Source organism: Variovorax sp. AB1(2024), assembly GCF_037482385.2.
Taxonomy (GTDB): Bacteria; Pseudomonadota; Gammaproteobacteria; order Burkholderiales; family Burkholderiaceae_C; genus Variovorax.
Window position 1 is genome coordinate 1,757,442 of record NZ_JBBHKP020000001.1, and the last position, 23,669, is coordinate 1,781,110.

Here is a 23,669-nt window from a genome sequence, read left to right on the forward strand (position 1 = left end):
GAAAGGGGTCATTGCGACGCGATGCGCGTCTTGAAGGGCAGCGGCTCCAGCGCCGCCTGCAGCCGCTCGCGCAGCGGCGCGGCGAGCGCGCCGGCCACTGCCTCGTCGACCAGCACGCGCACCAGGCTCTCGCCTTCGGTCTTCACCACCGGGCGCGCCGCCTCCGGCACGCCGAGCGCGGCGCAGGCCTCGGCCACCGTCGCGGCCACCACGTGCCGCGCGGCCATTGCGCGCAGTTCGGGCTTGTAGATTTTTCCGACGTTGGTCATCGGCATGGTCTCGATCACCGACACCCACTTGGGCCGCGCGGGCGCTTCGTCCACGCGCGCGGCGGTGAAGGCCAGCAGTTCTTCTTCGGTTGCCGATGCGCCGGGCACCAGCGTCGCGAAGATCACCGGCAGCTCGCCTGCGTAGGCATCAGGCGCGCCCACGGCGGCGCACAGCTGCACGGCTGGGTGGGCGCCCAGCGCGTCCTCGATGGTCTTGGGGTCGATGTTGTGGCCGCTGCGGATGATCAGGTCCTTCGAGCGGCCCGTGAGGTTGAGCCGCTCCTCGCTGTCGATCCAGCCCAGGTCGCCGGTGGCGAGCCAGCCATCGGCAGTGAATGCCTTGGCGTTGTCGGCCGGGTCCACGAAGCCCGAGAACACGTTGGGCGACTTGAACAGCACCATGCCCTGTTCGCCGGGCGGCATCTCGCGGTCGGTGGCGTTGCCGTTCTCGTCGAGCGCCACCACGCGCATCTGCATGTACGGCAGCCGAAAACCGACGCAGCCCGCGGGCCCGTTCACGCCGGGCGGCGTGATGGTCGAGATGCCGGCCATCTCGGTCATGCCCAGGCTTTCATGCACGTGCAGGCCGAAGAGGCGCTCGAAGCGCGCGGCCAGCTCGGGCGCGAGCACGGCGGCGCCGGTGCGGCAGTAAGTGATGGATGAAATGTCGGCGCCGTCCAGCGGCACGTTGGCCAGCGCCGCGAGCACCGTGGGCACGGCAGACAGCGAGGTGGGGCGGTAGCGGGCCACCAGCTTCCAGTAGTTGGCCAGCACCTCCTTGTTGCGCAGCAGCGAGGTGGTGGGAATGATCACTTCCACGCCGGCCGACAGCGACGACAGCGAAGCCGGCAGCACGCCCGCCACATGGAACAGCGGGTAGCCGTTGATGGAGATGCCCTGCTCGTTCATGCCCGCGACCTGCACGCTGGCCCAGGCGGTGAACACCTGCGCGCCGTGGCTGTGGCGCGCGAGCTTGGGTGCGCCGGTGGTACCGCCGGTGTGGAAGTACGCGGCGATGTCGGTCGGCGCGATGTCGCGGCCGCTAACCAGGTGGTCGTCGGGTTGCGCGGCGCGCAGCACGTCGAATTCGGCCACGCCCTCGGGCATTGCTCCGGCCGCGCCCGGCGCCTCGTCATGCGGCGCCACGCGCAGCACCGTGGTCAGCGTGGGCACCTGGCCGCGCAGGCGCATGGCCTTCGACCACATGCCCGATTCGCTGTCCGAGCCGTAGGCGATCAGCACCTTGGCGCGCGCGGCGGTCATCAGCGCCACCAGCTTCTCGTCGGTGAGCAGCGGGTTCAGCGGCTGCACGATGCCGGCCGCCTCGCCGCCCCACAGCGCCAGGTGGTACTCCAGGCAGCCGGGCAGCAGCACGGCCACGGCGTCCTGCGGGCCCACGCCCAGCGTGTGCAGCATGTTCGCGGTCTGGTGGATGCGCGCGAGCAGTTCGGCATACGACCAGCGGATGGGTTCGTCGGCCGGGTTGCCGGTGCGCAGGAAGGTCAGCGCCGTCTTGCCGCCGAAGGCATGGCCGGCGTTGCGGAAGATCTCGTAGGTGCTGCGCACCGTGAGCGCCTGCGCGAGCGGCGTTTCTTCGAGCTTGCGGATGTCCGCGAGGCTGCGCACGGGAAGGGCCGGGCGAAACGGTGCGCCGACCGGGGTGCCGTAGTTGTTTTCGTGCTTGCCTGTCATGTCTTTTGTCTCCTTGGTGCCGCCGCGGTGCCGGGCCCTGCCGGCCCGGTTCGTTTTACTGGTTCGTGATGTGGTTGTCTCGAATGACCTTGCCCCAGCGCTCGAAGTCCTCGTGCATGCGCGCGCCCGTCTGCGCCGGCGTGCGGTAGGCCGCGAAGGAGCCCACGCTCTCGAGCTTCTCCTGCACCTGCTTGTCTGCCAGCGCGGTCTTCAGCTCGGCGCTCATGCGGTCGATCACTTCCTTGGGCGTGCCGGCCGGGGCCAGCAGGCCGCCCCACGAGGTGGCGTCGAAGCCGGGGAAGCCTTGCTCGGCCACCGTCTTCACGTCGGGCAGCAGGCTCACGCGCTTGCCCGAGCCCACGGCAATGGCGCGCAGCTTGCCGGCCTTGATGTGCGGCAGCACGCCCACCAGGTCGGAGAACATCGCGGGCACCTGGCCGCCGATCAGGTCGGTCACGGCCGGTGCGCTGCCGCGGTAGGGCACGTGCTGCATGTCGAACTTGCCGATGGTCTTGAGCTGCTCGGTCGTCAGGTGGCCGAAGCTGCCGGCGCCGGCGGTGGTGTAGTTGAGCTTGCCGCCCTCGGCCTTGGCCTTGGCGATGAGGTCCTGCACGCCGTTCACGTCGGGCAGCGACTTGGGGTTCACCACCAGCACGATCGGCAGGTCGTACACCGAGCCCACGGGCGTGAAGTTCTTGAAGATGTCGTAGCCGGTGGGGCCGTACAGGTGCGAGGCCAGCAGCGTGGGCGTGGCCAGCATCACGAAGGTGTAGCCGTCGGGCGCGGCCCGCGCGGCCGTGGCGGCGCCCACGGTGCCCGATGCGCCGCTGCGGTTGTCGATCACGATGTTCTGCTTGAGCGCGACCGACATCTTCTGCGCCACGATGCGCGAGGCCACGTCGGTCGGGCCGCCCGGCGGGAAGGGCACGATCAGCGTGATCGGCTTGGCGGGCCACGCCTGAGCGAAGGCGGTGCCGGCCACCAGGGGCAGGGCGAGGGCGAGAAGGGCGCGGCGAACGGGACTGCGAAGGGAAAGGGATGCCATTGGGTCTTGTCTACTTGGGAAATTCGGACGCCTGTCTTCTTCAGACGACGCCACTCGTTTTCAGCGCCGCCAGCTTTTCATCCGACAGGCCGAGCAGGGACTTCAGCACGTCGTGCGTGCCTTCGCCCAGGGTGGGCGGCGCGCTGCGCACCGGCAGGCGCTCGCCATCGAAACGGTACGGCGGCGCCAGCACGTTGACCGTGCCGGCCACCGGGTGCGGCTGCGTGGTGACCAGGCCGGCGTCGGTCGCGCGCTTGGATTGCAGCGCCTCCAGCAGGCCCAGCACCTCGCCGCAGGGAATGCCGGCGGCGGTGAGCTTCTCGAGCAGGTCGGCGCGCTGGCGCTTGGCCAGTTCGGCGTGCAGCTCGGGCAGCAGCACCGCTCGGTTGGCCGAGCGCAGGATGTTGGTCTTGAAGCGCTCGTCGGCCGCGAGGTCGGGCCGGCCGATCACCTCGGTGCAGAAGCGCGCGAACTGCGCGTTGTTGCCCACGGTGATGACCAGCGGGCCGTCGGCCGCGTCGAACACGCCGTACGGCACGATCGACGGATGCGAGTTGCCGTAGCGCGGCGGGTCTTCGCCCATGAGCAGCGCCTCGAGGCCGTAGTAGGCGGTGATCATCAGGCCGCAGTCGAACAGCGCCATCTCCACGTGCCGGCCCTTGCCGGTCTTCTCGCGCTGGTAGAGCGCCGCCAGGATGGCCTGCGCCGAGTACATGCCGGTGAAAAGGTCGACAGCCGCCACGCCGAACTTCAGCGGCGGCTGGTCGGCTTCGCCGTTCAGCGCCATCAGGCCGGCTTCGCCTTGAACGACGAGGTCGTAGCCGGGGCGCGCTGCTTCGGGGCCGGTGCGGTCGTAGCCCGAGATCGAGCAGTAGATGAGGCGCGGGTTCTCCTTGCTCAGCTGATCGTAGCCCAGGCCCAGCTTGTCGATGCCGCCGAACTTGAAGTTCTGGATCACCACGTCGCACTGCTTCGCCAGGTCGCGCGCGAGCTGCTGGCCTTCGGGCGTCTGCAGGTCGAGCGTGACCGAGCGCTTGTTGCGGTTCACGCTGTTGAAGTAGGCGGTCTCGGTCTTGCCCACGCGCAGGCCCCAGTCGCGGGTGTCGTCGCCGCGGCCCGGGTGCTCCACCTTGATGACCTCGGCGCCCATGTCGGCCAGCACCATGCCGCACCAGGGGCCCGCCAGGATGCGGGACAGATCGAGGACGCGCACGCCGGCAAGCGGCAGCGAGGAATTCAGCGAGGACATGGCTACTCCAGGAAAAACGAAAAGCCCCGTGCGCATGCGCAGGGGGCGGGCAGGGCGGGTGTCAGGACGCGTCCGCCTTGCCGCCGGCGCGGCGCAGCGCCACGAAGTCGGCCTTGCGCTTGCCGAGGAACGCGCCGATGCCTTCGGCCGCTTCGGCGTCGCCCTGCGACTCGACCATGAACACGGCCTCGGCGTCGAGCTGCTCTTCCAGCGTGGCGTGGTGCGCCTGGCGGCACAGCGTCTTGATGCGCGCGCTGGCGCGTTGCGGGCCGCTGGCCACCTTGGCCGCGAGCGCGATGGCTTCGGCCAGCGCGGCGCCCTTGTCGGTCAGGCGGTTGACGGCGCCCAGCGCATGCAGGCGCTCTGCCGGCATGCGGTCGCCGGTCAGGCACATCTCGGTCAGCACCTGGCGCGAGACGAACTCCGCCAGGAAGGCCGTGGCGCCGCCGTCCGGCGTGAGGCCGACCTTGACGTAGGCCACGGTGAAGAAGGCGTCGCGCGCCGACACCAGCATGTCGCAGGCCAGCGCCATCGACAGGCCCGCGCCGGCGGCGCCGCCTTCGACCGCCGCGATCACCGGCTTGCCGCAATCGCGCAGCGCGCGGATCAGGTTGTTGAGGCCTTCGAGGATCTGGCGGCGCTCGGCCACCGGCAGCTCGCGGCGCTTGGCCAGCAGGTTCAGGTCGCCGCCGGAGCAGAAGAAATCGCCCGCGCCGGTGAACACGATGGCGCCCACTTCGGGGTCTTTCTCGGCGTCGGCCAGCGCGGCGCTCAGCTCGGCGTACAGCGTGGGCGTGATCGCGTTGCGCGCGGCGGGGTTGCTGTTGGTCAGGATGCGCACGGCGCCTTCCTGCGAGATCAGCACTGTCTTGTTCGTCGTGTCGCTCATGCCGCCACCTCCTTGCCGCACTCTTTGCCCAGGGCGATGTAGCGCTGCAGGTGGTGGTCTTCGTCGCCCAGCTGGTGGTCGATCATCACCAGGCGCTTGGCGTAGTGGGGCAGGGGCAGTTCCCAGGTCATGCCGATGCCGCCGTGCATCTGGATGCTTTCCTGCGCCACCAGCGCGCCGATGCGGCCGATGCTGAACTTGGCGGCTGACAGCGCACGCTCGCGCGCCAGGCGCTCGCCGGTGTCGATGGCGGCGGCCGCGTTGATGACGGCCGAGCGGGCCTGCTCGATCTCCAGCAGCAGGTCGGCCATGCGGTGCTGCAGGGCCTGGAAGCTGCCGATCAGCGTGCCGAACTGCTTGCGCGTGCGCAGGTATTCCAGCGTGGCGGTCTTGGCGGCTTCCATGGCGCCCAGTGCCTCGGCGCACAGCGCGAGCACGCCGCGGCCGATGGCGCGTTCCAGCGTCGCGTGGCCCTGGCCTTCGGCGCCGAGCAGCGCGTCGGCGCCCAGCTTCACGCCGTCGAATGCAAGCTCGGCCACGCGGCCGCCGTCGATGGCGGGGCAGCCGCGCACCGTGAGGCCCGCGGTCTTCGCGGGCACGAGGAACAGCGAGATGCCGGCTTCGTCGTCCACGTTGCCCGAGGTGCGGGCCGAGACCAGGAACAGGTCGGCCTGCTCGCCCTGCGGCACCACGGCCTTGGCGCCGTGCAGCACCCAGCCGTCGCCGGAGCGTTCTGCCCTGGTGGCCACGCGCGTGCGTTCGTAGTGCGTGTCGGCCTCGTCGTGCGCGAAGGCCGCAACCGTCACGCCGTTGATGATGTCCGCGAGCTTTTCTTTCTGCGCATCGGTGCCGGCGGCGCTGAGCGCCTCGCCGACCATCACCGCGCCCAGCATCGGCTCGACCACCAGGCCGCGGCCCAGTGCCTCGAAGACCACGGCGATGTCGAAGCCGCCGCCGCCGAAGCCGCCATCGGCCTCGCTGAACAGCGCGCCGATCACGCCCAGTTCGGCGAACTGCTGGAAAATTTCCTTGCTGAACCCGTGCTCCGACTTCGCGATGCGGTCGCGCGCGTCGAACGCGTACTGCTCGCTGATGAAGCGGTTCAGGCTGTCGGCGAGCATGCGCCGGTCTTCGGTGTGTTCGAAGTTCATGCCGTTCTCCTTACAGGCCCAGGATCATCTTGGAGATGATGTTCTTCTGGATTTCGTTGGAGCCGCCGAAGATCGACAGCTTGCGGTTGTTGAAGTAGCGCGAGGCGGCGGCCGATGCGTAATCGGGGCCGAAGGTCTCGCCGGTGAAACCATCCTTCAGCGCCTCGGCGATGAAGGGGCGTCCGTACACGCCCATCGCGCGGCGGGCCAGCGAAGAAATCTCCTGGCGGATCTCGGTGCCGCGGATCTTCAGCATCGAGCTTTCCGCGCCCGGCACGCCGCCGCCTGCCACCGCCGCGATCACGCGCAGGTTGGTGGTCTTCATGTTCTCCAGGTCGATCTCGACGCGCGCCATGCGCGCCGCAAAGGCCGGGTCTTCCGCCAGCGGCTTGCCGTTCTTGGTCTGCGTGGCGGCAATGCCCTTCAGCTGTTCGAGCGCGGCCACCGAGAAGCCCACGCCCGCGATGTTGGTGCGCTCGTAGGTCAGCAGGTACTTGGCGCAGGTCCAGCCCTTGTTCTCCTCGCCCACGAGGTTCTCGGCGGGCACGCGCACGTCGGAGAAGAACACCTCGTTCACCTCATGCTCGCCGTCGAGCGTGATGATCGGGCGCACTTCCACGCCGGGCGATGTCATGTCGATCAGCAGGAAGCTGATGCCTTCCTGCTTCTTCGCCTCGCGGTTGGTGCGCACCAGGCAGAAGATCATGTTGGCGTGCTGGCCCAGCGTGGTCCAGGTCTTCTGGCCGTTCACGATGTAGTGGTCGCCCTGCGCGTCGATGCCGCGCACGGCCGAGGTCTTCACCGCCGCCAGGTCGGAGCCCGCGCCGGGTTCCGAATAGCCCTGGCACCACCAGTCGGCGCCGTTCAGGATGCGCGGCAGCCAATGCTGCTTCTGCGCCTCGTTGCCGTACTTGATGAGCACCGGCCCCAGCATGTTCACGCCGAAGGGCACGATGCGCGGTGCGAAGGCCAGCGCGCATTCGTTCTCGAAGATGAACTTCTCGACCGCCGTCCAGCCCGGGCCGCCGTACTGCTCGGGCCAGTGGTTGGCGAGCCAGCCGCGCTCGTTGAGGATGGCGTGCCATTCCTGCATGTCGGCCTTCTCGAGGATCTTGCCGCTGCGCACTTTCTCGGACAGCCGCACCGGCAGCTTGGCGGCCAGGAAAGCGCGCACCTCGCTGCGGAAGGCTTCTTCTTCGGTCGTGAAGTTCAGGTCCATCGCGGGCTCCTCAATAGATTTCGAACAGGCCCGCAGCGCCCATGCCGCCGGCGATGCACATCGTGACCACGGCGTACTTCGCGCCGCGGCGCTTGCCTTCGATGAGCACATGGCCCGCGAGGCGCGCGCCGGTCATGCCGAAGGGGTGGCCGATGGAAATGGCGCCGCCGTTCACGTTGAGCAGCTCCGACGGAATGCCCAGCTTGTCCTGACAGTAGATCGACTGCGAGGCGAAGGCTTCGTTGAGTTCCCACAGGCCGATGTCCTGCACCTTGAGGCCGTGGCGCGCGAGCAGCTTGGGCACCGCGAACACCGGGCCGATGCCCATCTCGTCGGGCTCGCAGCCGGCCACGGCCAGGCCGCGGAAGGCGCCCAGCGCCTTGATGTTGGCGCGCTCGGCGTCCTTGGCTTCCATCAGCACGCAGGCGGATGCGCCATCGGACAGCTGCGAGGCATTGCCGGCGGTGACGAACTTGTCTTCGCCCATCACGGGCTTCAGCTTGGCGAGCGCTTCGTAGGTGGTGCCGCGGCGGTTGCAGTTGTCTTCGGTGGCCGTCACTTCGCGGTAGGTGACTTCCTTCGTCTCCTTGTCGGTCACGGCCATGGTGGTGGTGCAGGCGACGATCTCGTCCTTGTAGCGGCCGGCGATCTGCGCTTCTTCGGTGCGGCGCTGGCTCTCGGCGGAGAAGCGGTCCTGCGCCTCGCGGCTGATGTTGTAGCGCTTGGCCACGATGTCGGCCGTTTCGATCATCGCCATGTACAGCTCGGGCTTGTGCTCGACGATCCACGGGTCCATGCCGCTGTCGCCGGCATCGGTGGCGCTGCGCGAGCGGATCTGCGAGATGCTTTCCACGCCGCCCGCGATCATGGCCGGCGCGCCGTCCACCACGATGCGGCCCGCGGCCATGGCAATCGCCTGCAGGCCCGAGGCGCAGAAGCGGTTCACCGTGGTGCCGGCAATGCCGATCGGCAGGCCCGCGCGGATGATGGCCTGGCGCGCGATGTTGCGGCCGGTGGTGCCTTCGGGGTAGCCGCAGCCGAGGATGGCGTCCTCGATCAGCGCGGGGTCGAGGCCCGAGCGTTCCACCGCCGCCTTCACGGCGAAGGCCGCCAGCGTGGGGCCGGGGGTGATGTTGAATTCGCCGCGGTGCGCCTTGGTGAGCGGGGTGCGGGCGGTGGAAACGATGACGGCTTCACGCATGGGGTGTGTCTCCTGGAGGGCTGGCTCTGTGGTTACTCGGATTGATTGAGGCTGGCGAAATCGGCGCCGCGTTCGACCAGCTGCACCAGCAGCGGCGACGGCTTCCAGAAGATCGGGTCTTCCTTCGCGAACTCGCGGATGTCGGCCAGCACCTTGGGCAGGCCCACGGTGTCGGCGTATTTCATCGGGCCGCCGCGGTGGCGCGGGAAGCCGTAGCCGTAGAGGAAGGTCACGTCCACGTCCAGCGGGCGCAGCGCGATGCGCTGCAGCACCACGTTGGCGCCTTCGTTGACCATCGCGGCCATGTAGCGGCGCATGATTTCCTCTTCGGTGAAGGCGCGCGGCTTGATGCCGGCGCGCTCGCGCTCGGCGTCGATGATGGCCAGCACTTCGGGGTCGGGCACGCCGGTGCGCGCGCCTTCCGGGTACAGGTAGTAGCCGCGCTGCGTCTTCTGGCCAAACCAGCCGCGCTCGCAGATGCGGTCGGCGATCTGCACGTAGCGCGCCTCGGGGTCGCGCGTGGCGGCCTTGCGCTTGCGCGTGGCCCAGCCGATGTCGCCGCCGGCCAGGTCGGACACCTGGAACGGGCCCATCGGGTAGCCGAAGTTGCGCACCGCTTCGTCGATCTGGTAGGGCGAGGCGCCATCTTCCATCATGTGGTCGGCGGCCTGGCGGTACACCGCCAGGATGCGGTTGCCGATGAAGCCGTCGCACACGCCGGCGCGCACCGGCACCTTCTTGAGCTTCTTCGCCAGCTCGAAGCCGGTGGCGACCACGTCGGCGCTCACCTTGGCGGGCACCACGATCTCCAGCAGCTTCATGATGTTGGCGGGCGAGAAGAAGTGCAGGCCCACCACGTCCTGCGGGCGCGAGATGCTGGCGGCGATCTCGTCGATGTCCAGGTACGAGGTGTTGGTGGCCAGCACCGCGCCGCGCTTGCACACGCGGTCGAGTTCGGCGAACACGGCCTTCTTGACGCCCATTTCCTCGAACACGGCTTCCACCACGATGTCGACGCTGGCGAGCGCGTCGTAGCTGGTGGAGCCGGAGAAGCGCGCCATGACGGCTGCCTTGGCCTCGGGCGTCATGCGGCCCTTCTTGATGAGGCCGTCGTACACCTTCTCCACGTTGGCGCGGCCGCGTGCGAGCTGGGTGTCGTCGCGCTCGATCATGGTCACCGGCATGCCGGCGTCGAGCATGGCCACCGCGATGCCCGCGCCCATGGTGCCGCCGCCGACGATGCCGGCCGACTCCAGCGCGCGCGGCTTGGCCGACTTGGTCTCGGGCGCCTTCAGCACTTCGCGCTCGGCGAAGAAGGCGTGGATCAGGCCGGCGCGCTGCGGGCTGTCGATGCACTGCAGGAACAGCTTGCGCTCCAGCGCCATGCCTTCGTCGAAAGGCAGCGTGAGCGCGGCCTCGACGGCTTCGATGATCTTCATCGGCGAGAACAGGCCGCGGCTCTTCTTGGCGGTTTCGGCGCGCGCGGCTTCGAGCGCGGCGCGGCTGGCTTCCTTGTCGGCCAGCGCGCCGGCGTCGCGGGTGCGGCGCACCGGCGCGTTGGCGGCGACCAGTTCATTCGCGTAGGCCAGGCCTTCGGCCAGCGCGTCGGCGTCGGTGCCGAGGCGGTCGACGAGGCCGAGCGACAGCGCTTCCTTGGCGCCCGCATGGCGGCCGCTGAGCATGAGTTCGAGCGCGGGCTTCACGCCGATGAGGCGCGGCGCGCGCTGCGTGCCGCCCGAGCCGGGCAGCAGGCCCAGCGCCACTTCGGGCAGGCCCAGCTTGGCGGTGGGCGATGCGATGCGGTAGTGCGCCGACAGCGCCACTTCGAGCCCGCCGCCGAGCGCGGCGCCGTGGATGGCGGCAACCACCGGCTTGGTGCAGTTCTCGATCTTCAGGCAGGCCTCTGGCAGCGACGGCGGCTGCGGCGTCTTGCCGAACTCGCGGATGTCGGCGCCCGCGATGAAGTTGCGGCCCGCGCCGGCGATCAGCACCGCCTTGGCGGCGCCGTCGGCCTCCGCCGCGTCGATGGCGGCCACGAGGCCGCGGCGCACGTCCACGCCGAGGGCGTTGACAGGCGGGTTATCGATGGTCACCACGAAAACGTCGCCTCGACGCTCGAAGGTGACGGGACCGGTGGACGTGGAAGGGCTGGGAGTGTTGGTGGCCATGTGCTTGCTTGTCTCGTGCGTTGCGAACCGTGCGGGTTCGAGGCTCTGGGGTGAACCAAGCATTCTTGGCCGGTATCCCCGCTTTGACAATTGCATAGGCGGTTGACAGACTGTCAAAGGATTTTTGACACAATCGGGTGCATGGACCTGCAATCGCTCACCCTGCTGGTGGAAATCCTCGATGCCGGCAACCTGAGCGCGGCGGCCCGCCGGCTCAAGATGACGCGCGCCAACGTCAGCTACCACCTGAACCAGCTGGAGCGCTCGGTGGGCGCGCAGCTGGTGCGGCGCACCACCCGGCGCGCCGAGCCGACCGAAATCGGCCTGCGGCTCTACCAGCACGGCGTGGCGATCCAGGGCGAACTGCTGGCGGCGCGCGAATCTGTCACCACGCTGGGCCAGGGCCTGCAGGGCCGCGTGCGGCTGAGCGTGCCCAGCGGCTACGGGCAACTGGTCATGGCCGACTGGCTCATCGACTTCAAGCGCCAGTACCCCGGCATCGTGCTCGACGTGGTGTTCGAGAACCGCATCGAGGACCTGCTGCGCGACGAGGTCGACATCGCCATCCGCGTGATCCCCGAGCCGCCGCAGAACCTGGTGGCGCGCGCGATGGGGCCGGTGCGCTACGTGGCCTGCGCCTCGGCGGAATACGCGGCGAAGAATCCGCTGCCGGTGCAGCTCGACGCATTGCAGGGCGCGCCGGTGGTCACCGCCGCCGTCATCGGGCGGCAGCTGCGCGTGTCGGCGTACCAGGGCGAGACCCGTCGCGAGGTGATCCTGGAGCCGACGCTGATCTCGGAAAACTTCTTGTTCCTGCGCCAGGCCATCCTCGCCGGCCTGGGCATCGGCCTCGTGCCCGACTACGTGGTGCAGGAGGATGTGCGCCGCGGCGACGTCGTGACCACGCTCGACGACTGGCGCCTGTCCATCTTCGGCACGCAGATGTTCATGCTCTACATGCCGAACCGCCAGCACACGCGGGCGATCCGGACGTTCATCGATTTCGTGCTGGAGCGAGTGCGGGTGCCGGAGTAGCTACGCCCGCCGCCGATCCCCCGACGAGCCTTCGTAGTGCCGCGCCTTGTCGACATACATCGCCCGGTCCGCGCGCTGCAGCGCCGATTCCAGCGACTCGCCCGCGTGGCAGGTCGCCAGGCCCATCGCAAGGCTCAGCGCATGGCCGCTCTGGCCGGCGTGGAACTGGTTGTTCATTTCCAGCAGCGTGAGGATGCGCTCGCGCATGGCTTCGGCGCCGCGCTCGTCGGTCATGGGCAGCAGCACCGCGAACTCGTCGCCGCCGATGCGCGCGGGCCAGGCCGGCGGGTCGACGGCCTTGTCCAGCACCTCGCCCATGCGGCGCAGCAGCGAGTCGCCGGCGGCGTGGCCTTCCTGGTCGTTGAGCTGCTTCAGCCCGTTCAGGTCGATAGCCACGATCGACACCGGCCACGGGCCCTTGCGCGCGAGGCGGGTGAGCTCCTCGGTGAAATAGGTGCGGTTGCACAGCTGCGTGAGCACGTCGTGCTTGCCCAGGTATTCCAGGTAGGCCTCGGCCTTCTTGCGCGCGGTGATGTCGACCAGCGACACCAGCACCAGGTCCCAGGTGTCGAGCCGGTCGTCCTGCACCGCGAACTGCATGTGGATGTTCAGCACCTCGCCCGACAGCGAGTAGTTGAGCACCTCGCGGTGCTGCACGGTCTTGCCGTTCCACAGGTCCTGCAGCTGCTCGGCGAAGGATTCGCGCATCTCGTCGCGGAAGATGCGCGAGAGGCTGCCCAGCAGGGTCTGCAGGTCGGGCGCGCCGAACATGCGCAGCGTTTCGCGGTTCACGTCGATGACGCGGATCTCCTGCATGCAGCGGGTGACGAATTCGGGGTGCACCTTGATGAAGGTGGCGAAGTCGGTGATGCCGCGCGCGCGGATGCTCTGCAGCAGCGCGCGCACGGCGCTGAAGTCTTCCACCCACAGCGACACCGGCGAGCGCTCGAACAGGCTGCGCGCGTAGGTGGCGCTTTCGTCGCGCAGGCGCTGCGCGGCCACGCGCTCGGTCACGTCGTCGAGCGAGACCAGCACGCGCTCCCAGGTGGCTTCATGGCCGGGCAGCACGCGGGCGCGCACGCGCACGTCGAGCCGCCGGCCGTCCAGGGCGTAGTTGACCGTTTCGCTCTCGAAGGTGAGCTGGCCGCGCCACAGCTGGTCGAGCTCGTGCACCACGGTGGCCGACATGTCGCCGCGGAACACGCGGTCCAGGGAATCGAGCAGGGTCTGCTGGCTGTCGGCGGCAAAGAGTTTCAGGGTGTGCTGGTTGACCCGCAGCACCTTCAGCAGTGCCATGCATTCGCTCACGCGGCCCGGGTCTTCCGACAGGAACGCCACCAGGTCGGTGACGCCTTCGGCGCGCCAGCCGTCGAGCTTGCGCTTGAGGCCGCTGTAGTCTTCGATCCAGAGGGAGACGGGCGCCAGGTCGAACATGGCGTCGAGTTCGGATGACGGGGCAACGTCGGACGCGGCGGCGGTCAGGGCCATCGATGGGCTTTCGGAAAAGCGGCTGCAGCCATGGCTGACGGGCCGCCGGCAGATCGGGAGCCTGATTATTACCCGGCAGCCCGAGGGCTTTAGCGGCTGTAGAGGCCCACCACGCTCTGTCCGCCGAGTGCATGACCCTTGAGCGCGGCCAGCAGCGCGTCGCGCCCGAGACCGGCCGGCAGGCTGCCGGGCGCCAGGTCGGTGGCGACCACGGTCAGCACGTAATGGTGCGGCCGGTCGCCCACCGGCGGGCACATGCCGCGATAGGCCGGCGCGCCGGCCACGTTCGGGCCCATGGTGAAGTTGAAGTTGGAGCCCGCCTGGCCTTCGCCCGCCTTGAGCTCGCCGCGCTCGGCCGCGATGTTGTAGGCCACCCAGTGCGACACGCCGAGGCCGGCCGCGCCGTCGGGGTCGAACACCAGCACGGCGACCGACCGGGTCTTGGCCGGCAGGTTGCTCCAGGCCACCGGCGGAGAAATGTTCCTGCCGCCGCACTCGCCCGCGCCGGCATGCTCGGCCGGGATCACGCCGTTGTCGGCAAACGCTGCGGACGTCACTCTCATGCCCGTGGAAGCCTTGCCGCCGGTGCCGGCCGCCATGCCGGTGCAGCCCGCCAGCACGCCGGCGAGGGCCAGCGCCACGACCGACAGGGCGAGGGGGTGAGGTCGGGTGTTCTTGCGCATAGGGTTCTCCTTGAAGGTTGTGTTCATTCGGCCTGGCCCGGCCAGATGCTGCCGTCGGGCCGCTCGTGAACCGGAACCGGCACGAGGCTGGCACCCTTGCACGGGCCGCCCACGCACCTGCCGGTGTCGGGCTCGAAGATCGCGCCGTGCCGCGCGCACATCAGGAAGCGGCCCGAGCTCTCGATGATCTGCCCTTCGAAGTCGAGCGGCCCGCCCGCGTGGGGGCACTGGTTGATGTAGGCGTACACGCCGTCTTGCCAGCGCACGGCGAAGGCGGGGGTGCCGTCCGGTGCGGTGAACTTGACCGCGATGCGATCGGCGGCAAGCGCGGTGGAAATGGGCGTGGGAGCGGGGGAGGGCGCGGGGGCGGAGGCGGGTGCTGTCGGGTCGTCGGTCATCTGGCAGCGAGGGTAGCCAAGGTTGGAGTGCGGCGCAACGCCGCGCCGGTGCGGCCGGCCCGCTTACAAATCGCAGCCTTTGGGATGGCCGATGACTGTATATTCATACAGTAACCAAGAGGTCTCCCGTGGACATCCATCGCAAACTCGCCATCCTGGCCGACGCCGCCAAGTACGACGCCTCCTGCGCATCCAGCGGCTCGCAGCCGCGCGACTCGGTGGGCGGCCGCGGCATCGGCTCCACCGAGGGCGCGGGCATCTGCCACAGCTACGCGCCCGACGGCCGCTGCATCTCGCTGCTGAAGGTGCTGCTCACCAACCACTGCCAGTACGACTGCCTGTATTGCGTGAACCGCGCATCGAGCAACGTGCCGCGCGCGCGCTTCCGCGTCGAAGAGGTGGTGCAGCTCACGCTCGACTTCTACCGGCGCAACTGCATCGAGGGCCTGTTCCTGTCGAGCGGCATCATCAAGTCGCCCGACCACACCATGGAGCAGGTGGTCGAGGTGGCGCGCCTGCTGCGCGAGGAGCACGACTTCCGCGGCTACATCCACCTGAAGACCATCCCCGACGCCAGCGACGAGCTGCTGGCGCGCGCCGGCCGCTATGCCGACCGGCTCAGCATCAACGTCGAGATGCCCACCACCGAGGGCCTGCAGGCGCTGGCGCCCGAGAAGAACGAAAGCGCCATCCGCCGCTCCATGGCGCGGCTGCGCCTGCGCATCGACGACACGCGCGAGGAGGCGCGCCGCGTGGTGCCGATCCGCGCGCTGCCCGGCGCGGCCCCCGCCGCCGCCAGGCCGCCGCCGTTCGCGCCCGCCGGCCAGAGCACGCAGATGATCGTGGGCGCCGACGCCACCGACGACCGCCACATCCTCGCGTCGAGCGCCACGCTGTACGGCGCCTACAAGCTCAAGCGCGTGTACTACTCGGCCTTCAGCCCCATTCCCGATGCCGCCCGCGCGCTGCCGCTGGTGGCGCCGCCGCTGATGCGCGAGCACCGGCTCTACCAGGCCGACTGGCTCATGCGCTTCTACGGCTTCGAGCACCAGGAGATCGTGGCCGCGCCCGACGGCCTGCTGCGGCTGGACGTCGACCCCAAGCTGGCCTGGGCGCTGGCGCACGCCGAGCGTTTTCCCGTCGACCTGAACCACGCCCCGCGCGAGATGCTGCTGCGCGTGCCGGGCCTGGGCGTGAAGGCGGTCGAGCGCCTGCTGCAGGCGCGCCGTGTGCGCCGTGTGCGCGCCGACGATCTGCGCCGGCTGCACGTGCCCTCGCGCAAGGTGCTGCCGTTCGTGGTGGCCGACGGGCACCGGCCGGCGGCGGGCGCCATGGCCGCCGCAGTTCCGGCAGCCCGGCCGGCGCAGGCGGCGCTGTTCTGAGCTGGGCCGCGAGCAAGCCGCCATGCGCGTACGGCTAGGGAACCCGGTCGACCTCGACGCCTTCCGCCGCGAGGCGCGCCGGTTGCTGGCGAATGGCGTGCCGCCCGACCATGTCGAATGGAGCGACGGCACGCAGGGCGAAGGCGGTTCCGACCTGTTCGCGGACGCGCCGGCCGGCGGCCTGTTCGAGCCTGCGCCTTTGCCGCCGCCCGCCGGCGCCGCGCGCCAGCCGGTGCCCGCGTCGTTCGTCGCGCTGTGCGCCGACGTGATCCTGCATCGCGACGCGGGCCGCCTGGCGCTCCTGTACCGGCTGCTCTGGCGCCTGGTGCACGAACCGGCCCTTCGCCACGACCCGCTCGACCCCGACATGCTGCAGGCCCGGCAGATGGCCAAGGCCGTGCACCGCGACATCCACAAGATGCGCGCCTTCGTGCGCTTCACGCGCGTGGAAGGCGAGCAGGGCGAGCGTCACGTGGCATGGTTCGAGCCCGACCACCGCATCGTGGAAGCCAACGCGCCCTTCTTCGCGCGCCGCTTCGCGCAGATGAACTGGGCCATCCTCACGCCCGAGCGCTGCGTGGCGTGGGACGGGCAGGCGCTCACTTTCCGCGAAGGCGCCGACCGGCGCGAGAAGCCGCCGCCCGATGCCGGCGAGCAGCTCTGGCTGGTCTATTACGAGAACATCTTCAACCCCGCGCGCCTGAAGCTCGCGATGATGCGCCGCGAGATGCCGGCCCGCTACTGGCACAACCTGCCCGAGGCCGCGCTGATCCAGCCGCTGGCCGAAGCGGCGCAGGCGCGCAGCCAGTCGATGATCGACGCGCCGGCCACGCCCGCGCGCCGTATCCGCGCCCCGGTGCCGCTGCACCCGCTGCCGGCCGACCGCGCGGCGCCCGCCAGCCTCGACGAACTGCGCGCGGCCACGCATGCATGCCGCGACTGTCCCATCGGCGCGCTCGCCACGCAGGCCGTGTGCGGCGAAGGGCCCGTGGGCGCGCAGCGCATGCTGGTCGGCGAGCAGCCCGGAGACCAGGAAGACCTGGCCGGGCGGCCCTTCGTCGGGCCGGCCGGCCAGCTGCTCGACCGCGCGATGGCGCAACTGGGCCGGCCGCGCGACACGGTGTACCTGGCCAATGCCGTGAAGCATTTCAAGTACGAGCTGCGCGGCAAGCGCCGCATCCACAAGACGGCGGGCCAGCGGGAGGCCGAAGCCTGCGCGCACTGGCTCGACAGCGAAATCGCGCTGGTGCGTCCGCAGGCGCTGGTGGCGCTGGGCGCGACCGCCGCGCGCGCCCTGCTCGGCCGGCCGGTGGCGGTGCAGGCCGAGCGCGGCGCGTGGCTGCACGAGCGCGCCGATGGCCGGCCCGTGTTCGTCACGCTGCATCCGTCCGCGCTGCTGCGCCTGCCCGACGCCGAGCGCGCCACCGCCTACGACCGCTGGCTGGCCGACCTGGCGGGTGCGTTCGAGAATCCCCAGAGTCTCCAAGGCGACAGCGGCGAAATCCAATCGGCTCCCGCGCGCGTACTCGAGTAGCAGGCAGGCGCCCTGATCGGGCGCCGCCGACTACGCCATACGGCGAGTAGACGCCCGCGGCCGCGGTTTTGACAATTCCGACGCCCGTATTCCAAAGTCCGCGATTCCACCGAGGGGTGAAGGAAAGCATGCCTATGACCACGCTCAAACAGGGTTGGCGAGGAGCCGACGTCCGCCGCCTGCAGGAAGCGCTGAACCGCAAGCTGCAGCCCAGCCCGCGGCTCGCCACCGACGGCGACTTCGGCCCGCTCACGCGCGCGGCCGTGCTGCGCCTGCAGGCCGCGCACTGGCTGGTGGAAGACGGCGAGGCCGGCCCCTGCACCCAGAACGTCGCGTTCGACGGCGAGCGCGACGCGCCCATCCTGCATCCCGTCGCGCTGATCCCGCCCCCGGCCGCCGCGCTGTGCTGGGCCGCCGGCGTCGCGATGATGACGCGCTCCACCGTGCAGGCAGTGCTCGCGCGCACCCCGGCCGAACTGGTCGCGGCCGACGGCGGGCTGCAGGAGAGCGTCGACACGCACGACGCGCAAATGAAAGTCGGCCAGCGCGTGGCCGCCGCTCACGGCCTGGAAGTGCACCCGCCGTCGGCATGGTCGCTGAAGGCGCTGCGCGCGGCGCTGCAGGACGGCCCGCTCATGTTCGACATGCTGTGGGGTACCAACCGCGGCGGCTACGCGGCCGGCGCCGGCCGGCCAGGGCACATGGTCGTCATCGCCGGCATCCGCGGCGACGACGACCCGAGCGGGCGGGGCACCACGCTGCGCATCCTCGATCCCTGGCCCCCGCACAAGGGCGCGCGCACATCGGTCAATTTCGTCAAGTGGCTGCAGGGCGCCGCCTCGCGCACCTGCCGGGTGTTCCACAAGTAGAAAGAGATTTGCGGAGTTCCGCGAACCGTTCGGCGGGTTCGCCGCCTCCTTGCCTTCCAGGGGGCGATGCGACAATCGCCCCGCCATGACAGACACCCTCACGATCACCCGCCCCGACGACTGGCACCTGCACGTGCGCGACGGCGCCGCCCTCGAAGCCGTCGTTCCCCACAGCGCGCGCCAGTTCGGCCGCGCGCTGATCATGCCGAACCTCCGCCCCCCCGTGACCACCGCCGCGCAGGCCGTGGCGTACCGCGACCGCATCCGCGCCGCCGTGCCCCAGGGCGTGGCCTTCGAGCCCGTGATGTCGCTCTACCTGACCGACAAGCTGCCGCCCGAAGAAATCGCGCTGGCCGCCGAAGCCGGCGTGCGCGCGCTCAAGCTGTACCCGGCCGGCGCCACCACCAACAGCGATGCCGGCGTGACCGACATCCGCCACACCTACAAGACGCTCGAGGCCATGCAGAAGCACGGCCTGCTGCTGCTGGTGCACGGCGAGGTGACCGACCCCGCCATCGACCTGTTCGACCGCGAAGCCGTGTTCGTCGACCGCGTGATGATCCCGCTGCGCCGCGACTTCCCCGAGCTCAAGGTGGTGTTCGAACACCTGACCACCAAGGAAGGCGCCCACTACGTGCGCGACGCCGGGCCCTTCACGGCAGCCACCATCACGGCGCATCACCTGCTCTACAACCGCAACGCCATCTTCACCGGCGGCATCCGCCCGCATTACTACTGCCTGCCCGTGCTCAAGCGCGAGACGCACCGCGTGGCGCTGGTGGAGGCCGCCACCAGCGGCAGCGACCGCTTCTTCCTGGGCACCGACAGCGCGCCGCACCCGGCCCACCTGAAGGAACACGCACTCGGCTGCGCCGGCTGCTACACCGCGCTCACCGCCATCGAGCTGTACGCGGAGGCCTTCGACAACGCGGGCGCGCTCGACAAGCTCGAAGCCTTCGCCAGCTTCAACGGCCCCGACTTCTACAACCTGCCGCGCCACGCCGACACCGTCACCCTCAAGCGCGAAAGCTGGGCCGTGCCGGAGACCGTGCCCTACGGCGACGCCACGCTCAAGCCGCTGCGAGGCGGCGAAACCATCCACTGGAAGCTGGCATGACGCCCACACCGCGCGTGATGCTGCTGATCGACGCCGACAACGTCTCGGCCGACGTGATCGAGCAGGCCGTGCAGCGCACCATGGACGAATACGGCGCCATCCACGTGCGCCGCGCCTATTGCAACGCCGAGATGGCCGTCAACCGGCAGGCGATGTTCAAGCGGCTGTCGGTGCGGCCGATGGTCAATCTCTCGACCGGCAAGAACAGCACCGACATCGCGCTCGCGGTCGATGCCATCGACCTCGTCATCGACGAGCGGCCCGACGTGGTGGTGCTGGTGTCCTCCGACTCCGACTTCGCGCCGCTGGTGATCCGGCTGCGCGAAAAGGGCTGCCGCGTGTGCGGCATCGGCCAGCGGGGCAAGACGGGCGAAGAGACGGTCGGCATCTACGACGCGTTCATGGACCTCGAGCACCACGCCAGCGCGAAGCCCGCGGCCCGCACCGCCGCCGCGAAGAAGACGGCCGCTGCCAAGACCGCGCCTGCCGCCAAGAAAACGGCTGCGAAGAAGGCCGCCACCAAGACGGCGGCCCGCAAGAGCAGCACCAAGGCGGCCAAGCCCGCACCTGCGCCGCAACCGCAGACCTCCGAGGCGGCCGAGTTCATCCTGCAGGCCGTGCCCGCGCTGCGCAGCGGCAAGGACGTGCCGCTCAACGACGTGGCGCAGGCATTGCGCGCGGCGGGCCTGCTGGGCAAGCACGGCAGCTCGCTCAAGCTGTTCGACAAGCTCACGGCGGAATTCGCGGTGATGCAGCACCCCGACCGCATCCGCTGGACGGACGCGCCCGCGTCTTGACCCTGCCGGCGGTCGACTGGGCGCAGCCCTGGCTCGCGCCCTACCGCGCCCGTGGCCGAGCCGTGGCGCAGGCCGCCTCCGTGCACGGCTCGGTCGCCGAAGCGCTGCAGGGCGCCAGGCCGGCCCATGCATCCGTGCCCGACTTCGTGCAGCAGCACGCGCTGCCCGCCGGGCAGGCCTACGAGGCCCACATCTTCCAGACCCGCACGGTGCCCACGCGCGACAACCTGCACGACTTCTTCAACGGACTCGTGTGGCTTGCGTTTCCGCTTGCCAAGCGCCGGCTCAACGAACTGCAGGCGGGCGAGATCGCGCGCCACGGCGTCGCGGCGGTGCGCGGCCCCTTGCGCGACGCGCTCACGCTGTTCGACGAGAACGGCGCCGTGCTCGATGCGCCGCCCGCGCTGTGGCAGGCGCTGGTCGCGCGCGACTGGCACACGCTGTTCGTCGAGCGGCGCGAGTGGTGGGCGCAGGCGCGGCTGCTGGTGTTCGGCCATGCGCTGCTCGAAAAGCTCGCCGCGCCGCGCAAGCCGATCACCGCGCACGTGCTGCTGGCGCACGAGGCGGCGGGCGCCGTGGCCTTCGACGACGCGCGCATGGCGCAGGCGCTCGACCCGGCGCGTCTGGAGCGCAAGCCCTTCGTGCCGCTGCCGTTGCTCGGCGTGCCCGGCTGGTGGCCCGGCAACGAGGCCGCGTCTTTCTATGACGACCCGCAGGTTTTCAGGCCTTTGCCGGAGCGGGGAATACACGGGCGCTAGAACTTTTGCTCCTATCATGGTTGCCACCTCCATGCAGCGCACGGGTTGAAGTGAGCCCCGCGGCCCTTATCTGGATGGAAGCGTTCCCCACGGAGAATTCAACTTGAAACGTATCCTTCTGTTCGTCCTGACCAACGTGATGGTCGTCGCGGTGCTCGGCGTGGTCGCCAGCCTGCTCGGCGTCAATCGCTTCCTCACGGCCAACGGGCTCAACCTCACGGCGCTGCTCGGCTTTGCGCTGGTGATGGGTTTCGGCGGCGCGATCATCTCGCTGCTCATCAGCAAGCCCATGGCCAAGTGGACCAGCGGCCTGCACATGATCGACAACCCCCAGACGCCCGATGAGGCCTGGATCGTCGGCACGGTGCGCAAGTTCGCCGACAAGGCCGGCATCGGCATGCCCGAGGTCGGCATCTTCGAAGGCGAGCCCAATGCCTTCGCCACCGGCGCGTTCAAGAACTCGTCGCTGGTGGCGGTGTCCACCGGCCTGCTGCAGAACATGACGCGCGAAGAGGTCGAGGCCGTCATCGGCCACGAGGTGGCGCACATCGCCAACGGCGACATGGTCACCATGACGCTCATCCAGGGCGTGATGAACACCTTCGTCGTGTTCCTGTCGCGCGTGATCGGCTATGCGGTCGACAGCTTCCTGCGCCGCGGCGACGACCGCAGCTCGGGCCCCGGCATCGGCTACTACGTGAGCACCATCGTGCTCGACATCGTGCTGGGCTTTGCCGCCGCGATGGTGGTGGCCTGGTTCTCCCGCCACCGCGAGTTCCGTGCAGATGCCGGCGCCGCCGCGCTCATGGGCCAGAAGCAGCCGATGATCAACGCGCTCGCGCGCCTGGGCGGCCTGCCTGCCGGCGAACTGCCGAAGGCCGTGGAAGCCATGGGCATCACCGGCAGCATGGGCAAGCTGTTTGCCACGCACCCGCCGATCGAAGAGCGCATTGCCGCGCTGCAGAACGCGCAGCGCTGAAACCCGCTATTACTGTTTTGTAGCGCCACCTCCGGGTGGCGTTTTTTTTGCGCGCCCGGTCAGTCGCTGGCGGGGGCCGGGGCGGCGGCAGGCTCCTCCGCGGCGGGTTCCGCGGCTTGCGCGGCTTCCACGGGTGCCGCTGCCGCTGCTGCAGCAGCAGCTTCCGCAGCCGCCTGCGCCGCCTTCTGGTCGTTGCGCACGCGTTGCAGCGTGCGCGTCACCTCGCCGTGCTTCATGCCGTACATGTCGGCGAACTCCTGCTCGGTGCGGCCGCTGGCCTCGAAGGCGCGCAGCAGCGCTTCGCGCTTGGCGGCCTGCTGGGCGAGTTCGGCCAGGGCTTCGTCGACCACGGCGTTGTTGTTCTGGTCGCGCGAACGCACCAGCACCGCATAGGTTTCGCGGTCGAGGCCCGATGCTTCGATGGCCTTGGCGATGCGCGCCACCAGTTGCGGGCGCAGGTCTTCGCCGCCGGGGTTGCGCTGCTGGCGGCGGCGGTGCAGCTCGAGGATGGCGTGGTGCACATGCTCGGGCGCGACCGGGTCGAGCGCGTTGCCGTCGAGGTCGTGGCGGGCCAGGCCGGCGGCCACGGCCTCGAGGTAGCGGGTGGAACGCGCGTGCTGGCCCATTGCGATCTTCAGGTCTTCGGCCTTGAAGTCCTCGGGGTGGCGCGCCAGCAATTCTTCGTAGACGCCGAGCTTCAGCGGCACGAAGCGCGCGCCGAAGAGTTGCGGATACAGCTCGAACAGGCGTTCCAGCACCGGGTTGACCTTGCGCGGGGCGCGCTGCGGCTGTTGCTGCTGCGGCGCCTGCGCCTTCTGTTGCTGCTCCTGGCGGGGCTGCTGGGGGCGCCGCTGGTTGTTGCGGCCGCCGCCGTTCTTCTGCCGGGGCGGGCGCGCGTCCTGGCGCTGCTGCTGCCGAGGTTGCTGTTGAGCGGGCGCCTCGTCGGTGCCGGTGTCCGTGTCTGCTCCGGCCTTCAGCTGCTTCAGCTGGTCGGCCATGTCCAGTTGCTGGCGCCGGGGAGGGCGTGCGTTCGTCTTCGGGGTGGCGGTGGAAGCGTCGGTCATGCGGGGGCGCGGTGGAATGAAATGGAAAAAAGAATGCCGGCGGTGCGCGTTCAGCGCGGCCGGAACATCCTGAAGAGATTGTCGGGGCCGACTTCGAAATAGTCGGCCGGCCCGCCGCCGCGCAGGATGGGCTGCGCCGCAGCGGTGTCGTAGATGCCGTCCTTCAGCAGGCGGCGCGCGATGTGCACGCCCACCACTTCGCCAAGGACCAGCCAGGTCTGCACCGGCACGCCGTCCACGCCTTCGAGCTGCAGGATCTGCGTGAGCCGGCATTCGAAGGACACGGGGCTTTCGGCCACGCGCGGCACGGCGATGGTCCGCGAGGCGGCGGTCTGCAGGCCGGCCAGCTCGAACTCGTTCACCTCGGGTGGCACGGCCGCGCAGGAACGGTTCATCTGCTCGGCCAGCGGGCGCGTGGCCAGGTTCCAGCCGAACTCCCGCGTCTGGCGGATGTTGTGCAGGCTGTCCTTGGCGCCGATGCTCGCGAAGCCGACGATGGGCGGCGTGTAGTTGAAGGCGTTGAAGAAACTGTAGGGCGCGAGGTTGAGCACGCCGTGCTCGTCCTGCGACGAGATCCAGCCGATGGGGCGCGGCCCGACCATCGCGTTGAACGGATCGTGCGGCAGGCCGTGGCCCTTGGCGGGTTCGTAGAAGTGGAAGTCGTCGTTCGCCATCGATGTCC

21 protein-coding genes are annotated in these 23,669 nt (G+C 69.8%); 8 read left to right on the plus strand and 13 right to left on the minus strand.

Features of this window, described 5'->3' with window-relative positions; translation table 11 throughout:
- Positions 1–8: 8 nt before the first annotated feature.
- The 8 genes from WIX39_RS08235 to WIX39_RS08270 all read right to left on the minus strand — a co-directional run bounded on the left by WIX39_RS08235 (position 9) and on the right by WIX39_RS08270 (position 10,883).
- Entirely contained in the window at positions 9–1,961 is a 1,953-nt protein-coding gene (locus WIX39_RS08235) for an acyl-CoA synthetase (RefSeq protein WP_409194854.1), read from the minus strand.
- Positions 1,962–2,016: 55 nt separating this feature from the next.
- A complete protein-coding gene (locus WIX39_RS08240; RefSeq protein ID WP_409194855.1) occupies positions 2,017–3,006 on the minus strand; it encodes a Bug family tripartite tricarboxylate transporter substrate binding protein in 990 nt (329 codons plus the stop codon).
- A gap of 40 nt (positions 3,007–3,046) precedes the next feature.
- On the minus strand, positions 3,047–4,255 hold the full coding sequence (locus WIX39_RS08245; RefSeq protein WP_409194856.1) for a CaiB/BaiF CoA transferase family protein: 1,209 nt from the start codon (positions 4,253–4,255) through the stop codon (positions 3,047–3,049).
- 61 nt (positions 4,256–4,316) lie between these two features.
- Positions 4,317–5,144, minus strand: a complete 828-nt coding sequence (locus WIX39_RS08250; protein WP_081270837.1) for an oxepin-CoA hydrolase, alternative type — start codon at positions 5,142–5,144, stop codon at positions 4,317–4,319.
- Positions 5,141–6,295, minus strand: coding sequence for an acyl-CoA dehydrogenase family protein (locus tag WIX39_RS08255; RefSeq protein WP_409194857.1), 1,155 nt, complete (start codon positions 6,293–6,295; stop codon positions 5,141–5,143). The genes WIX39_RS08250 and WIX39_RS08255 overlap by 4 nt, the downstream gene beginning before the upstream one ends.
- Positions 6,296–6,305: 10 nt before the next feature.
- Positions 6,306–7,514 (minus strand): acyl-CoA dehydrogenase family protein, encoded by a 1,209-nt coding sequence (locus tag WIX39_RS08260; protein ID WP_106935757.1) that lies wholly within the window; start codon positions 7,512–7,514, stop codon positions 6,306–6,308.
- A gap of 10 nt (positions 7,515–7,524) precedes the next feature.
- Complete coding sequence (locus tag WIX39_RS08265) at positions 7,525–8,715, minus strand: acetyl-CoA C-acyltransferase (protein ID WP_081270840.1); 1,191 nt, start codon at positions 8,713–8,715, stop codon at positions 7,525–7,527.
- A 32-nt stretch (positions 8,716–8,747) separates the two neighbouring features.
- Positions 8,748–10,883, minus strand: coding sequence for a 3-hydroxyacyl-CoA dehydrogenase NAD-binding domain-containing protein (locus WIX39_RS08270; protein WP_409194858.1), 2,136 nt, complete (start codon positions 10,881–10,883; stop codon positions 8,748–8,750).
- A 141-nt stretch (positions 10,884–11,024) separates the two neighbouring features.
- Between WIX39_RS08270 and WIX39_RS08275 the strand changes: the two genes are divergently transcribed.
- Positions 11,025–11,918, plus strand: a complete 894-nt coding sequence (locus WIX39_RS08275; protein ID WP_106935754.1) for a LysR family transcriptional regulator — start codon at positions 11,025–11,027, stop codon at positions 11,916–11,918.
- Here WIX39_RS08275 and WIX39_RS08280 read toward each other — a convergent pair whose 3' ends face one another.
- From WIX39_RS08280 to WIX39_RS08290, 3 genes are all read right to left on the minus strand, one after another.
- A complete protein-coding gene (locus WIX39_RS08280; RefSeq protein ID WP_409194859.1) occupies positions 11,919–13,406 on the minus strand; it encodes a sensor domain-containing diguanylate cyclase in 1,488 nt (495 codons plus the stop codon).
- A gap of 89 nt (positions 13,407–13,495) precedes the next feature.
- Complete coding sequence (locus WIX39_RS08285; protein WP_409194860.1) at positions 13,496–14,089, minus strand: YbhB/YbcL family Raf kinase inhibitor-like protein; 594 nt, start codon at positions 14,087–14,089, stop codon at positions 13,496–13,498.
- Between the two features lie 23 nt (positions 14,090–14,112).
- Positions 14,113–14,487, minus strand: coding sequence for a Rieske (2Fe-2S) protein (locus WIX39_RS08290; protein WP_409194861.1), 375 nt, complete (start codon positions 14,485–14,487; stop codon positions 14,113–14,115).
- Positions 14,488–14,615: 128 nt separating this feature from the next.
- Here WIX39_RS08290 and WIX39_RS08295 point away from each other — a divergent pair, with 128 nt between their 5' ends.
- The 7 genes from WIX39_RS08295 (at position 14,616) to htpX (ending at position 21,923) form a co-directional block, all read left to right on the plus strand.
- Positions 14,616–15,869, plus strand: a complete 1,254-nt coding sequence (locus WIX39_RS08295; protein WP_409194862.1) for a putative DNA modification/repair radical SAM protein — start codon at positions 14,616–14,618, stop codon at positions 15,867–15,869.
- 22 nt (positions 15,870–15,891) lie between these two features.
- Entirely contained in the window at positions 15,892–17,403 is a 1,512-nt protein-coding gene (locus WIX39_RS08300; RefSeq protein ID WP_409194863.1) for a UdgX family uracil-DNA binding protein, read from the plus strand.
- A 134-nt stretch (positions 17,404–17,537) separates the two neighbouring features.
- Positions 17,538–18,272 (plus strand): papain-like cysteine protease family protein, encoded by a 735-nt coding sequence (locus tag WIX39_RS08305; RefSeq protein WP_159053666.1) that lies wholly within the window; start codon positions 17,538–17,540, stop codon positions 18,270–18,272.
- An 85-nt stretch (positions 18,273–18,357) separates the two neighbouring features.
- Complete coding sequence (gene pyrC / locus WIX39_RS08310; protein WP_409194864.1) at positions 18,358–19,389, plus strand: dihydroorotase; 1,032 nt, start codon at positions 18,358–18,360, stop codon at positions 19,387–19,389.
- Positions 19,386–20,186 carry an NYN domain-containing protein gene (locus WIX39_RS08315; RefSeq protein WP_409194865.1) on the plus strand — a complete coding sequence of 267 codons (801 nt, stop codon included), beginning with the start codon at positions 19,386–19,388 and terminating at the stop codon, positions 20,184–20,186. The genes pyrC and WIX39_RS08315 overlap by 4 nt, the downstream gene beginning before the upstream one ends.
- Positions 20,183–20,944, plus strand: coding sequence for a DUF3025 domain-containing protein (locus WIX39_RS08320; RefSeq protein WP_409194866.1), 762 nt, complete (start codon positions 20,183–20,185; stop codon positions 20,942–20,944). The genes WIX39_RS08315 and WIX39_RS08320 overlap by 4 nt, the downstream gene beginning before the upstream one ends.
- Before the next feature lie 103 nt (positions 20,945–21,047).
- Positions 21,048–21,923, plus strand: coding sequence for a protease HtpX (gene htpX / locus WIX39_RS08325; RefSeq protein WP_081271393.1), 876 nt, complete (start codon positions 21,048–21,050; stop codon positions 21,921–21,923).
- A 59-nt stretch (positions 21,924–21,982) separates the two neighbouring features.
- Here htpX and WIX39_RS08330 read toward each other — a convergent pair whose 3' ends face one another.
- Together WIX39_RS08330 and WIX39_RS08335 are read right to left on the minus strand one after the other, a co-directional pair.
- Positions 21,983–22,987, minus strand: coding sequence for a ProQ/FinO family protein (locus WIX39_RS08330; protein ID WP_409194867.1), 1,005 nt, complete (start codon positions 22,985–22,987; stop codon positions 21,983–21,985).
- Positions 22,988–23,037: 50 nt separating this feature from the next.
- Positions 23,038–23,661: a flavin reductase family protein gene (locus tag WIX39_RS08335; RefSeq protein ID WP_106935745.1), complete on the minus strand. Its 624-nt coding sequence runs from the start codon at positions 23,659–23,661 to the stop codon at positions 23,038–23,040.
- Positions 23,662–23,669 lie beyond the last annotated feature (8 nt).